Source organism: Klebsiella grimontii, assembly GCF_042137965.1.
Lineage (GTDB): Bacteria > Pseudomonadota > Gammaproteobacteria > Enterobacterales > Enterobacteriaceae > Klebsiella > Klebsiella grimontii.
In genome coordinates, this window is sequence record NZ_CP169721.1 from 1862844 (window position 1) to 1877402 (window position 14559).

Sequence of the window (14559 nt, forward strand, 5' to 3'; positions counted from 1 at the left end):
TAATTTTAGCGGTTTGCTGAGGATGCCATGAGACGAATTCTGACCACGCTGATGATCTTACTGGCGGTAGTTGTCGCCGGTCTTACCGCGCTGGTATTGCTGGTCAACCCCAACGATTTTCGCGCCTATATGGTTAAAGAGGTGGCGGATCGTAGCGGCTATCAGCTTGAACTCAATGGGCCGTTGCGCTGGCACGTCTGGCCGCAGCTCAGCATTCTCTCAGGCCGCATGACCCTGACCGCGCCCGGCGCGGCAGAACCGGTCATTCGCGCGGATAATATGCGCCTTGACGTCGGGCTGCTGCCGCTGATCTCGCATCAGCTGCAGGTTAAGCAGGTGATGTTGAAGGGGGCGGTGATCCAGCTGACTCCCAAAACCGAAGCCGTGCGCAGCAAAGGAGCGCCGGTCGTTCCGCACGACAACACGCTGCCTCAGGTTCCGGAGGATCGCGGCTGGTCGTATGATGTCCAGAAGCTGCAGATTGCCGATAGCGTGCTGTTTTTTCAGCATGAAGATGGCGAGCAGGTGACGGTGCGCGATATCCGCCTGCAGATGGAGCAGGACAGCAGCCATCGCGCAACGGTCGATTTCTCTGGCCGGGTGAACCGCGATCAGCGCGATCTGGCGCTTTCCTTCTCCGCCCAGGTGCAGGGCGGTGATTATCCTCATTCTCTGAAGGCGGACATTTCACAACTGAACTGGCAGCTTCGCGGCGCGGAGCTTCCCCCTGAAGGGATTAGCGGCCAGGCCAGCATGCAGGCCAGCTGGTTCGAGGATGCGAAAAAGCTCAGCTTCGATAAGCTGAACTTAACGGCTAACGGCAGTACCGTTGCCGGCAACGGTAGCGTGGTGCTGGGCCAACAGCCTGACTGGACGCTGAATCTTCAGGCGGGCACGCTCAACCTCGATAGCCTGCTGTCTCATCCCTCAGCATCTGACAATAATGGCGTTAACCAGCAGGGGCAAAGCCAGGCCAGGCAGCTACGCCCGGTTATTGCGGATAACGGTATTCAGCAGGATTACAACTCGCTGCGCGGTTTTAACGCCCGGCTGAGCATCACGGCTGAGCAGCTGCAGTGGCGTGGCATGCATTTTACCCAAGTGAAAAGCGATATCAGCAACCAGCAGGGGCTGCTGACGATTCATCAGATGCAGGGGAACCTGGACGGCGGGCGGCTCTCGCTCCCCGGCTCGCTGGACGCGCGAGGTGAAACGCCGCGAGCCTCCTTCGAGCCGCAGCTCGACAACGTTGAGATCGGCTCGATTCTGAAAGCGTTCAATTATTCGATAAACCTGACCGGCAAGCTCTCGCTGACCGGCGAGTTCTCCGGCGGCAAGATTGATGCCGACGAGTTCCGCCGCAGCTGGCAGGGGCAGGCGCAAATTCAGATGACGGATACGCGCACTGAAGGGCTTAATTTCCAGCAGCTAGTCCAGCAGGCCGTCGAGCGCAGCACCAACGTTCAGGCGCAGGAAAACTACGATAATGCGACCAGGCTGGACTCCGTCAGCACCGAGTTTGCGCTGGATAATGGACAGGTGACCTTAAAGGGTATGCAGGGGCAATCTGAACTGATGGCGTTAACCGGGCAGGGTGAACTCAATCTGCTGAAAGAAGACTGCGATATGCGCTTCAACGTCCGGGTACTGGGCGGCTGGAAGGGCGAGAGCAAACTCATCGATAGGCTCAAGCAGACGGCGATCCCATTGCGAATTTATGGCAACTGGCAGACGCTGAGCTACAGTCTGCAGGTGGACCAGATACTCCGCAAGCAGCTGCAGGATGAAGCGAAAAAACGGCTTAGTGAATGGGCCGAACGCAATAAAAACACTCAGGATGGCAAGGATGTGAAGAAGCTGCTGGATAAGCTGTGAGTCTGGCGGTTGTTGTCGGCGGATGATAATCCATGGCCGGCGTCTTTGCTGACAAAGTGCGACATGTGGCATTGCCCGGCGGCGCTTTGCTTGCGCGGGCCTACGGGGAAGGCGTTATGTGTTGCGGGCGTGGATTTGTAGGCCGGGTAAGGCGTCAGCCGCCGCCCGGCAGTAATGTCAACGGCTCCTCAAAAACCGGTTTGCCATTGTTCATGCGGCTTTAGAATATTCATTGAAGTGAGCATTACACTTCATAGTCCAATTCATCTTCATTATGCGCCGGCGGCACTATTTGTACTTTTTGCACCCGATGGCTCTCCACCTGCAGCGTGCGCAGAACGTAGCCGTCCAGGTTCACTTCTTCACCTTCCTGCGGCACATGCTGCAGGTACTCCATCAGCAGACCGGCGACCGTATGGTATTCACGTTTCTCATCCAGCGGCAGGGGGACATACTGGACCAGGTCTTCCAGCGGCATATGCCCGTTGACCGTCCAGCTACCGTCGCCGTTTTTGTGAATATCGTGGCGAGCGTCAATCTCTTCTACTTCATTAGGCAAATTACCGGCGATAGTTTCCATAACGTCGCTGAGCGTGACAATGCCCTCGACGGAGCCAAACTCATCAACCACAAAGGCAAAGTGGGTTCTGGCTTTGCGGAACTGCTCCAGCGCCGGAAGCAGCGGTAGCGTCTCCGGGAACACCAGCGGCTGACGAATCAGGGCCTGCAGGTTGAGCGGTTCATGTCGTAACGATTGCTGCAGCAGATCGATCACGTGCACGACGCCAAGCATATCTTCGTCATCATCGCCGCCGGTAACCACCAGGCGGGTATGCTGATTCTTGTCGAGTAAGGCGCGGATCTCCTCTTCCGGAGCGCTGAGATCAATATGTTCAATATCATGACGCGAGGTCATGATACTGCTGACGGTGCGCTGATTGAGATTCAGTACCCGCTCAATCATCCGCCGCTCCTGTGGATTAAACAGCGGGTTATCGTCGCGATCGGCAACCAGCGAAGCGGTATCGCTATCCAGCTCGCTATTCTCTTTGTGGCCGCTCAACAGATTCATTACCGCTTCAGTGGTTCGCTGGCGTAACGTCAGGTTGGCCGAGAGAAAGCGATGACGGTTAAAGATCGCCAGCTGATTGAAGGATTCAATCATGACCGAGAAGCCGATGGCAGCGTACAGGTATCCTTTGGGAATAGGGAAGCCAAAGCCTTCGGCAATCAGGCTAAAACCGATCATTAACAGGAAGCTCAGGCAGAGAATAACAATTGTCGGATGGCTGTTAACAAAGCGGGTCAGGGCCTTGCTGGCCATCAGCATCAGGCTAATGGCAATAATCACCGCAGCCATCATTACCGCCAGGTGGTCAACCATGCCGACCGCGGTTATCACCGAATCGAGAGAGAAGATGGCATCAAGCACCACGATTTGCGCAACCACTCCCCAGAACCTGGCGCCTTTGCGCTGGGTCGGGTTATCGCTATCTTTACCTTCCAGCCGTTCGTTGAGCTCAACGGTGGCTTTAAAGAGAAGGAACAACCCGCCAAACAGCATAATGAGATCGCGAGCGCTAAAGCTCAGATCGTGCCACGTAATCAGCGGCCTGGTGAGAGTAACCAGCCATGAGATCGACGCCAGCAGCAGCAGGCGCATCACCATTGCGAGCAGCAGACCGGTCACGCGCGCCCTGTCGCGCTGCGCGGGAGGGAGTTTTTCCGCGAGAATGGCGATAAAGACCAGATTATCAATACCGAGTACCAGCTCAATAACGACAAGCGTGATGAGCCCGGCCCAGATCGAAGGGTCGGCAATCCATTCCATATTCAGTTAAAACCTTTACAACCTAAGAGTGCCATGTACCGATCATGGATAAGCCATAGATAAAATGCAATATTTTCTGCTGTTAATTACCTCGGGCGCCAAACGGGGCCTCGTAATACCTGTAAATAAAATAGCCACTTGCACAGGATATAACCGTATTCAACCACAAGCATATCGGCTGGTTATTATTTGTCATCGTGCGAATTTTCATCGATATAGGCTGAAATGGCCCGCCTGATTTTATGCCGGATTCCGCGCAGGCGCTGAATGGCTATACCAGGGCGGTCTCCGGCAAACGGTAAAGTCTATCAATAGATTTGATGTATATAACAACGATTTCCTGGAATTTAGATATTCATACTACTTAATGTCGTGGCTTGTCGGAGATCAATTTTTGCCGGAGGATGTGATGCGCGTTATCGGAGGACGCAGAGTGGCAAAACAGCAGTGGGAATAATTTGTTGCCAGTAAAAGGCACCAGGGGTTAGCGGGGAAGACGTCGCTGCTGCTGAAACCCGTTGTGACGAGTAATTTGCTGCCGTTCAGACGGTTTTGTGCGTTAAATAATTTTATTAACACTATAATCGATTATATGGTCTGGATTTTTATTTTTTTGCAGTCACTTGTTCTGTATCAACTCATAGTGAAAGATAACAAGGTATTAAAAGAGGAATGATGGAGGAACGATGAACGTCATTACTCTATCTTATGAATTGAATGGAGCGGTTTTTTTGCCTAACATATTGTAAATATTGGGTATTTACTTCGAAACATTGCGTATAAGAATTTTCTTAAATCTGTCTATTGGTATGTAGACTTTACGTGTATTCTTAAATTATACGTGTAATTTCAGAATTTGACGGACAGTATGGCAGGGATCAACCGTGTATCATCACTGATAAATGCCAGTGATAGATACAAACTGACAGGATCAAAAGGTTTATAACCATACGGGTGGATATGAAAATGGTGAGTTTGAAAGCAGTTATACCGGTAGCAGGATTAGGGATGCATATGTTGCCCGCCACTAAGGCCATTCCGAAAGAGATGTTGCCGATCGTCGACAAGCCTATGGTGCAGTATATTGTTGATGAAATTGTAGCTGCGGGAATCAAGGAAATCGTGCTGGTAACGCATTCATCCAAGAATGCGGTAGAAAACCATTTCGACACCTCCTATGAACTGGAAGCATTGCTCGAACAACGCGTAAAACGTCAGCTTCTGGCGGAGGTGCAGGCTATCTGTCCTCCTGGCGTAACCATTATGAACGTACGTCAGGGCCAGCAGTTGGGGTTAGGCCACTCCATTCTTTGCGCGCGCCCGCTGATTGGCGATAACCCCTTTGTGGTTGTGCTCCCGGATATCATTCTGGACGACGCCAGCGCCGATCCTCTGCGCTATAACCTTGCCGCGATGGTAGCGCGTTTCAATGAAACGGGCCGTAGCCAGGTTCTGGCCAAACGAATGGAAGGCGACCTCTCCGAGTACTCTGTTATTCAGACTAAAGATCCGCTGGAATCGGCAGGGCAGGTGGCCCGAATCGTTGAATTCATCGAAAAACCTGATGAACCGCAAACCCTGGATTCCGACCTGATGGCGGTAGGGCGTTATGTGCTCTCTGCCGATGTATGGTCCGAACTGGAGCGTACCGAGCCGGGCGCCTGGGGACGCATCCAGTTAACCGATGCCATCGCCGAGCTGGCGAAAAAGCAGTCGGTCGATGCGATGTTAATGACTGGCGATAGCTATGACTGCGGTAAAAAAATGGGCTACATGCAGGCTTTTGTAAGCTACGGTCTGCGTAACCATAAAGAAGGGGCAAAATTCCGCGAGAGCATTAAGAAGCTGCTGGCATAGTTTAAGCGCATAGTTTTTTAGCGGATGAGAGTGAGCGGTCCGAGTTTTCTGATGAAGAACAGACAATTCGTGACCGTTCACACCGTTAAGTACAGCAGGTATCACTGATTAGTATCCATTTTAATACAATGAGTTAGCGGTTTTCTTGTTATATTGTAGCGTTTGCGAACATGAGGCAATGTTCGGAGACTTCTGGTAGTAGAAGAACACGTATCATGCTGAAATGGTCGGACTAGCTAAATTTACTCTTTGCTGATAATTACTTACTAAGACTTTTCTTAAGTAAGTGGCCCTTAGTCAAGGCGTGAGACGAAAATAAAACTTGACTGAGATCATGTTTGCGCATTAAACAACGGTAACGCATGCATAATAATGTGAAGTTACTGATTGTGTATGCCCACACCAATGTCGCGGAAAAGACGTTACGGACTGGAGAGATCGTCAAAGGATGAAAAAGAAATGAACTGGCAGGTTGTCACTTTTTTTGGCGATAGCACCGTACTGTTACCCAGTGCGGCCGTACTGTTTATCGTTCTTTTTCTGCGAAAAGATTCAAAGCAGCTGGCCTGGCACTGGGCTCTGCTGTTCGGCATAACTGGCGCAATTGTCTGCGCATCAAAACTGGCATTTATGGGCTGGGGTATCGGGATTCGCGAGCTGGACTTCACTGGCTTTAGCGGGCACACCGCACTCTCTTCCGCTTTCTGGCCAATCCTCTTATGGCTGCTGTGCGCGCGTGCCACACCAGCTCTTCGTTTTACTGCCGTCGTATTCGGATATGCACTAGCCGGGCTGGTAGGCTATTCCCGTTTGATAGTTCATGCACATTCAACTTCGGAAGTTATTGCCGGCTTACTGCTGGGCGCCGCAGGGAGTGCAGCCTTTCTGCTGCTGCAGTCGCGCGTTCGCGATACTCATACAGCGCAGCTATCGTTTGGCGGCCTGGCGAGCATGGTCATTATCCCGGCGCTTCTGCTGAATACCGGGGCGAAGGCGCCAACCCAGTCGCTGTTGGGCGAGATTGCGGTGAAGCTTGGCCCACTGGAGAAACCTTTTACCCGAGTTGATCTGCACAAGGGATTTTACTGACTCAGGTGAGCGTGGGCGAGATGAAGGATTCAGAGTGATTCATGTGCTGTTCACATTGTATGCAAGATGAAATTTAAGGTGAAATGGTCTGCCGCTGCGATATTTCATATCCATGAAATAAATCTGTGATGGGCCATTCTGCACAATAATTAGCTTAATGATAAGTCGCCAGGATGTTTCCTAAATAATTTTTCTGGCTAAATATCGAATTTATTAATGATAACAGCATGCTGGCATAATTCTTTTCACTATTAATTTTTGTAGTTGACTAACTATAATTAATTTGAAACTAAGTCAACACACTTTTTGTGGTGAAAAAGTAATAAAATCATGAAGTTGAAATTATTCAATTGTTCTGTACTGCTGTCATTTGTAAGTGGTGAACGGAAAACAATAACCTTATCGACGAGCAGTTCATAGCGCTGCCAGCGTATCTGATAATTTAAGATTACGCTCCCAATTGAGGGCAGAATCTCGTAAACTTATGGCCGCGAAATTGTTTGTTTTGATGGATTAATCGCCGATTTATCGAAATCTGCGATTGAATTTAAAGGGAAAGAAGTGCAGTGCATTGGTAGCTGTTAAGCCAAGGGCGGTAGCGTACCTGCAGACGGACGTTTTCTCTATATCAAATCTCATTTCATGCGACCGAAATTCCTAAAGTGGACTTCATACAGGTGATTATCTTCACAACCTGTATATACTTGCGTGTTGGCGCCAGCTCAGAGCGTTCCGTTTGGGGGCGGGCAGGAGAAACTGCGGGTGTAAAGCGTAAGGAATGGCCTTCAATAACAATTTCGCATACATTGTGTACTGCAGGTAGCCTGTGAACCAAAAGCGGGCGTTGGCCTGAGAATCCGATAACATGCTTTCGTTTTCTTTGCTCAAACCTGTAGACAAAGAATAGCAACGGTTGGCGTCAGAGGGCGCTGCATCTATCTGTGTTCCCCTTGTCGCGCCAGCTTGCGGAAACGGGGCTTTAAATGGATCTTGGACAATGATAAAAATTGCGCGAATCGCACTCGCATTAGGGCTGCTTACTTCTGCCAGCTCACTTGCCTATGCCTCCGGGTTAGTGATGAATGATAACGAACTGCGCAACGATCTGGCGTGGCTTTCCGATCGTGGCGTTATTCATCTCAGCCTGTCGACCTGGCCTCTGAGCCAGGAAGAGATTAATCGGGCGCTTAAGAAAGCAAAACCCTCTTACTCTTCTGAACAGATTGTTCTTGCTCGAATCAACCAACGCCTCGATTCCTTGAAATCTGATTTCCGGCTGAGTGGCTATACCTCAACGGATAAACCCGGAACGCCGCAGGGGTTTGGTCAGAATCAGCCTGCGGATAGCTCTTTATCATTAGCCTTTAATAACAGCGGCGAATGGTGGGATGTGCACCTGCAGGGCAACGTTGAAGGTGACGAACGCATCAGCAATGGTTCACGTTTTAATGCTAACGGCGCCTACGGCGCGGTTAAGTTTTGGAACCAATGGCTCTCGTTCGGCCAGATGCCGCAGTGGTGGGGACCGGGTTACGAGGGCAGCCTGATCCGCGGAGATGCGATGCGCCCGATGACCGGCGTTTTAATGCAGCGTGCTGAACAGGCCGCACCGGAAACCTGGTGGTTGCGCTGGATTGGCCCATGGCAGTATCAGATTTCCGCCAGCCAGATGAATCAATATACCGCCGTACCGCATACCAAAATTATCGGCGGTCGTCTGACGTTTTCTCCTTTCCAGTCCCTTGAGCTTGGCGCATCGCGCATTATGCAGTGGGGCGGGGAGGGGAGACCGGAGTCGTTTAGTAATTTTTGGGATGGCCTGACGGGTCAAGATAACACCGAAGCAAACGATCCCAATGAACCAGGCAATCAGCTTGCTGGTTTTGACTTTAAGTTGAAACTGGAACCCACGCTTGGCTGGCCGGTAAGTGTCTATGGGCAGATGATTGGTGAAGATGAATCTGGTTATCTTCCTTCTGCAAATATGTTCCTTGGGGGTATCGAAGGGCATCACGGTTGGGGTAAAGATGCTGTCAACTGGTATCTTGAAGCGCATGATACCCGGACGAATATGAGCCGAACCAACTATAGCTATACGCACCACATCTACAAAGATGGTTACTACCAACAGGGATATTCACTCGGCGATGCAATGGGGGGCGATGGTCAGCTATTTGCAGGAAAAGTCGAGCTGGTGACCGAGAATAATCAACGTTGGAGCGCGCGTTTAGCGTATGCGAAGGTTAACCCTGAAAATCAGTCAATTAATAAGGCGTTTCCTCGTTCGGATACCTTGAAGGGTGTGCAATTGGGATGGAGCGGGGATGTGTATAAATCGGTAAGACTGAATACCTCTCTCTGGTACACAGACGCAGACAATAGCGATAGTGATGATGTGGGTGCGAGCGCGGGGATAGAAATCCCATTTAATTTATAGCCTTAACGCAGCCTTGGAAATAGGTTGCTGTTTGGGAATTAGAAACTTTTGGTTTACTGATGATGTGACATTATGAAGAAAAAAATTGTTAGATTTTCGGCATTGGCAATAGCAATAGGTTTTTTATCGGGCTGTACCATTTTGCCGGGACAGGGGTTAAATAGTCTGCGTAAAAATGTAGTTGAGTTACCGGATAGCGACTACGATTTGGATAAACTGGTGAATGTCTATCCTATGACTCCAGGGCTGATAGATCAACTCCGCCCTGAGCCAGTTATTGCACGTTCAAATCCTCAGCTAGACAGCTTGTTAAAAAGTTATGAATATCGCATTGGGGTGGGCGATGTGCTCATGGTTACGGTATGGGATCACCCCGAGTTGACAACCCCCGCTGGTCAATATCGTAGCGCGAGTGATACGGGTAACTGGGTGAATTCTGACGGAACAATTTTTTATCCTTACATAGGTAAAGTTCAGGTAGCTGGAAAGACTTTAAGTCAGGTTCGCCAAGATATTGCAAATCGTTTAACAACTTATATTGAAAGTCCACAAGTTGATGTCAGCATAGCTGCTTTCCGTTCGCAAAAAGTTTATGTGACAGGCGAAGTTACAAACTCAGGAAAACAAGCGATTACAAATATACCTTTAACTGTGATGGATGCTATTAATGCGGCTGGGGGGCTAGCGGCTGATGCTGACTGGCGAAATGTTGTTCTGACTCATAATGGTAAAGATACAAAGATTTCCTTGTATGCGCTAATGCAGAAAGGCGATCTTACTCAGAATCATTTATTATTCCCAGGCGATATACTATTTATTCCGCGCAATGATGATCTCAAAGTATTTGTTATGGGAGAGGTAGGTAAACAGAGTACGCTTAAGATGGATCGCAGTGGTATGACTCTTGCAGAAGCGCTTGGTAATGCTGAAGGTATTTCTCAGGAGATGAGTGATGCTACAGGCATATTCGTTGTCCGTCAGTTAAAAGGTGATAAAAAAGGAAAAATTGCAGACATCTATCAGTTAAACGCACAAGATGCTTCAGCAATGGTTTTAGGCACTGAATTTCAGTTACAACCTTACGACATTGTATATGTAACAACTGCTCCTCTTGTACGCTGGAATCGAGTTATATCCCAGCTCGTGCCCACCATCTCAGGTGTTCATGATATGACTGAAACAGTGCGATATATTAAGAGATGGCCTAACTAATGTTTGATTCAATTTTAGTTATTTGTACGGGAAATATCTGCCGTTCCCCAATTGGTGAACGTTTATTAAGACGACTCCTACCGAGTAAAAGGATTGATTCTGCAGGAGTAGGCGCGTTAGTTAATCATGAAGCAGATGAATCCGCCGTTCGAGTCGCCGAAAAATATGGGCTTTCGCTCGATGGACATAGAGGTGCAAAATTTACCTCCGCGCTAGCGCGACAGTATGATCTTTTACTCGTCATGGAATATACTCATCTAGAACAAATTAGCCGGATAGCACCTGAAGCACGAGGTAAAACTATGTTATTTGGACACTGGCTTGATAGTAAAGAAATCCCAGACCCGTACCGCATGAGTGATGAAGCATTTGACTCGGTATACCAATTGCTTGAGCAAGCAAGCAAGCGTTGGGCTGACAAATTAGGTGAATAAATTTCAGGAAATATTGCATGACTTCAGTCACATCTAAGAAATCAACGATGCCAGAATCGGATGAAATAGATTTAGGGCGCGTTGTTGGTGAATTAATCGATCACCGCAAACTCATCATATCTATAACATCGGTTTTTACTTTATTTGCATTACTCTATGCATTATTAGCGACTCCAGTCTACCAGACGGACGCGTTAATTCAAATAGAACAGAGACAAGGCAATGCTATACTAAGTAGTCTAAGTCAAGTTTTACCAGATGGCCAACCCCAATCAGCACCTGAAACAGCTTTACTACAATCTCGGATGATTCTTGGGAAAACAATAGATGATTTGAACCTACAAATTCAAATTAAACAAAAATACTTTCCTATTTTTGGCCGTGGTATAGCAAGGTTAATGGGGGAGAAAACTGGTAATATTGACATTTCTCGTCTATATTTGCCTGGTAGTGATGATATTAGTAACAATTCACCAAGCATACTATTAACAGTAAAAGATAAAAAAAATTATTCGATCGATAGCGATGGTATTCAACTCAATGGAACAGTTGGGGTGCTAGTAAATGAAAACGGCATTTCATTATTGGTTAACGAGATTGATGCGAAGCCAGGCGATCAATTTATTATTACGCAATTACCGCGCTTAAAGGCTATCTCGGATCTTTTGGGGGCCTTAAGCGTTGCCGATTTGGGCAAAGATACTGGGATGTTGACTTTGACGCTGACCGGAGATAACCCAAAGAGAATATCTCATATTCTGGATAGTATCAGTCAGAATTATCTTACGCAAAATATTGCTAGACAAGCTGCGCAAGATGCTAAAAGTTTAGAGTTTTTAAATCAACAATTGCCCAAAGTTCGTGCCGAGTTAGATTTAGCAGAAGACAAGTTAAACGCTTACCGGAAGCAGAAAGATTCAGTTGACTTGAACATGGAAGCTAAATCAGTCCTTGACCAAATAGTTAACGTTGATAATCAACTAAATGAACTAACATTCCGCGAGGCCGAAGTTTCACAACTTTATACAAAGGAGCATCCTACGTATAAGGCGTTAATGGAAAAACGTCAGACACTTCAAGAAGAAAAATCTAAACTCAATAAGAGAGTCAGTAGTATGCCATCTACGCAGCAGGAAGTGCTGCGATTAAGTCGAGATGTTGAATCTGGTCGTGCTGTGTACTTGCAATTGTTAAACCGGCAGCAAGAACTGAACATTGCTAAATCTAGTGCTATTGGTAACGTGAGAATTATTGATAATGCTGTAACGGATCCTACGCCGGTTAGACCGAAAAAAGCTCTCGTTATTATAATTGGTTTTGTTTTTGGCCTATTTGTATCAATTGCATTAGTATTGTTGCAGGTTTTCCTCCGTCGTGGTATAGAATCTCCCGAACAACTCGAGGAAATTGGGATAAATGTATATGCAAGTATTCCAATATCTGAATGGCTCGCCAAAAATTTACGCCAATCAGGAAAACTTCGAAAAAATCAGTCAGATACATTGTTGGCAGTTGATAACCCGGCAGATTTAGCTGTTGAGGCTATTCGTGGTTTGCGCACTAGTTTACATTTTGCAATGATGGAAGCAAAAAACAATGTGCTAATGATATCTGGTGCTAGTCCAAGTGCAGGTAAAACTTTTATTAGCAGTAATTTAGCTGCCACTATAGCAATCACTGGGAAAAAAGTTTTATTCATTGATGCAGACCTTCGTAAGGGGTATGCCCACAAAATGTTCGGTCATAAAAACGATAAGGGTTTATCTGAGTTTTTATCAGGACAAATAGCTGCTGAGATGATTATTGATAAAGTTGTAGGTGGTGAGTTTGATTACATTGGCCGTGGACAAATACCTCCGAATCCAGCCGAATTGCTTATGCATCCACGGTTTGAACAATTATTGAATTGGGCTTCACAGAAGTATGATTTAGTTATAATAGATACGCCTCCAATTTTAGCAGTGACAGATGCTGCCATTATTGGTCGATATGCTGGAACTTGTCTCTTAGTTGCCCGCTTTGAAAAAAATACTGTAAAAGAAATTGATGTGAGTATGAGACGTTTTGACCAAAGTGGCGTAGTAGTCAAAGGCTGCATACTTAACGGGGTTGTAAAGAAAGCTAGCAGTTATTATGGGTATGGTTATAACCATTACGGCTATTCTTATTCTGATAAAAAAACAGACTAACAAAACATGGGACTCTACTTAGGTTAGAGTCCCACTATGCTTTGTTTGTTATTTACGCGTACTTGCGAGGGAATTATGACGCATTTGGCAAGAAATGTTAGCTGCAGCATTGCGCTTGCAGTAGTAGATTTCTTTAGCTTAACACTATCTCTATATTTAGCCTTAGGTGTACTATCATTAACACTAGAGCATTTCCAGCAAAGAGTTCCAGAAGACCAAATTGAAGGGTGGATTGCTTTACATTGGTTGTTAGGTGTCTGCTGCGTTGCTTGGTATGGAATTAGATTACGGCACTATTTTTACCGTAAAACATTCTGGTTTGAACTGAAAGAGATTTTGCGTACACTTGTTATATTCGCTGTTATTGAACTCGCAGTTATTGCTTTTGCAAAGTGGTATTTTTCACGTTATGTCTGGTTAATGACCTGGGTGTTTGCTGCTGCATTAGTACCTTTGTTCCGCATGTCAATAAAATATATTTTACACTCTTTAGGGTTATGGATGCGTGATACATGGATAATAGGTAGTGGTAAAAATGCTCAAGAGGCGTATAAAGCAATTAATAGCGAAAACAACTTGGGTTTGAAGGTCGTAGGTTTTGTTAACATAGAGGACGGTAATAATTTTAACCATACTATTGATGGAATACGAGTAGTAAACGTTGATAAGACTTGGTTAGTTACTGTCAATAAACATACTCAATTTATAGTTGCTGTAGAGAATCATCAAAGTGACATACGTAACAATTGGCTCCGTGAGTTTATGATCCGCGGGTATCGCTATGTATCAGTGATACCAACATTGCGCGGGATGCCATTAGATAGTACAGATATGTCCTTTATATTTAGCCATGAAGTAATGATATTTAGAGTGCAACAAAACTTAGCTAAATGGTCATCACGTGCTCTTAAGCGCGCATTTGATATTATTGGGTCTGTATCGATAATTATAGTACTATCACCTGTGTTGCTCTATATCTGTCAGAAAGTTAAAAAAGATGGTGGCTCTGCCATTTATGGGCATGAGCGGGTAGGTAAAGGTGGAAAACCATTTAAATGTTTAAAATTTCGCTCAATGGTCGTTAACTCAAAAGAGGTTCTTGAAAAATTATTGGCGAATGATTCCAACGCAAAAGCTGAATGGGATGCCACATTTAAATTGAAGGATGACCCCCGAATTACAAAGATAGGACAGTTTTTACGTCGAACTAGCCTTGATGAATTACCTCAGTTGTTCAATGTATTGAAAGGGGAGATGAGTCTGGTGGGCCCTCGTCCAATCATCACAGCTGAGCTTGAACGATACAATGATGAAGTAGATTATTATCTGTTAAGTAAACCAGGTATGACCGGATTGTGGCAAGTTAGTGGCCGTAGTGATGTCGATTATGATACTCGAGTCTATTTAGATGCTTGGTATGTTAAAAACTGGTCAATGTGGAATGACATTGCTATCTTATTTAAAACTATCAGTGTTGTACTTAAGAAAGATGGTGCTTATTAAACCAAATGATTTAGATTATGATTGATTTGCGTTAAAGGAAATTTATGTGAGGACACTTTCAAAAGTTATAATACTGCTATCGTTAATTTTTTCTGTAACAAACTATGTACCGATTAGTGTGTCAGTGCTATT

The 14559-nt window shown here is 46.4% G+C and carries 9 protein-coding genes; 8 read left to right on the plus strand and 1 reads right to left on the minus strand.

What is annotated here, in order from left to right; all coding sequences use genetic code 11:
• Positions 1–27: 27 nt before the first annotated feature.
• A complete protein-coding gene (asmA, locus tag ACE3MN_RS08835) occupies positions 28–1875 on the plus strand; it encodes an outer membrane assembly protein AsmA (RefSeq protein ID WP_049088543.1) in 1848 nt (615 codons plus the stop codon).
• A gap of 244 nt (positions 1876–2119) precedes the next feature.
• Here asmA and ACE3MN_RS08840 read toward each other — a convergent pair whose 3' ends face one another.
• The gene (locus ACE3MN_RS08840; RefSeq protein WP_148865347.1) at positions 2120–3706 is read right to left on the minus strand and encodes a TerC family protein; all 1587 of its coding nucleotides are present in this window, start codon (positions 3704–3706) and stop codon (positions 2120–2122) included.
• Positions 3707–4666: 960 nt separating this feature from the next.
• Between ACE3MN_RS08840 and galF the strand changes: the two genes are divergently transcribed.
• The 7 genes from galF (at position 4667) to wbaP (ending at position 14427) form a co-directional block, all read left to right on the plus strand.
• Positions 4667–5563: a UTP--glucose-1-phosphate uridylyltransferase GalF gene (gene galF / locus ACE3MN_RS08845; RefSeq protein WP_024360046.1), complete on the plus strand. Its 897-nt coding sequence runs from the start codon at positions 4667–4669 to the stop codon at positions 5561–5563.
• Positions 5564–6022: 459 nt separating this feature from the next.
• Positions 6023–6652 carry a phosphatase PAP2 family protein gene (locus tag ACE3MN_RS08850; protein ID WP_098362816.1) on the plus strand — a complete coding sequence of 210 codons (630 nt, stop codon included), beginning with the start codon at positions 6023–6025 and terminating at the stop codon, positions 6650–6652.
• Positions 6653–7649: 997 nt separating this feature from the next.
• Positions 7650–9089, plus strand: coding sequence for a capsule assembly Wzi family protein (locus ACE3MN_RS08855; protein WP_148865346.1), 1440 nt, complete (start codon positions 7650–7652; stop codon positions 9087–9089).
• A gap of 72 nt (positions 9090–9161) precedes the next feature.
• On the plus strand, positions 9162–10301 hold the full coding sequence (locus ACE3MN_RS08860) for a polysaccharide export protein (protein ID WP_032745136.1): 1140 nt from the start codon (positions 9162–9164) through the stop codon (positions 10299–10301).
• Positions 10301–10735, plus strand: a complete 435-nt coding sequence (locus ACE3MN_RS08865; RefSeq protein ID WP_098362812.1) for a protein tyrosine phosphatase — start codon at positions 10301–10303, stop codon at positions 10733–10735. The genes ACE3MN_RS08860 and ACE3MN_RS08865 overlap by 1 nt, the downstream gene beginning before the upstream one ends.
• 17 nt (positions 10736–10752) lie before the next feature.
• Positions 10753–12924 (plus strand): polysaccharide biosynthesis tyrosine autokinase, encoded by a 2172-nt coding sequence (locus tag ACE3MN_RS08870; protein WP_098362811.1) that lies wholly within the window; start codon positions 10753–10755, stop codon positions 12922–12924.
• A gap of 75 nt (positions 12925–12999) precedes the next feature.
• Complete coding sequence (gene wbaP / locus ACE3MN_RS08875) at positions 13000–14427, plus strand: undecaprenyl-phosphate galactose phosphotransferase WbaP (protein WP_098362810.1); 1428 nt, start codon at positions 13000–13002, stop codon at positions 14425–14427.
• The last annotated feature ends 132 nt before the right edge of the window (positions 14428–14559 follow it).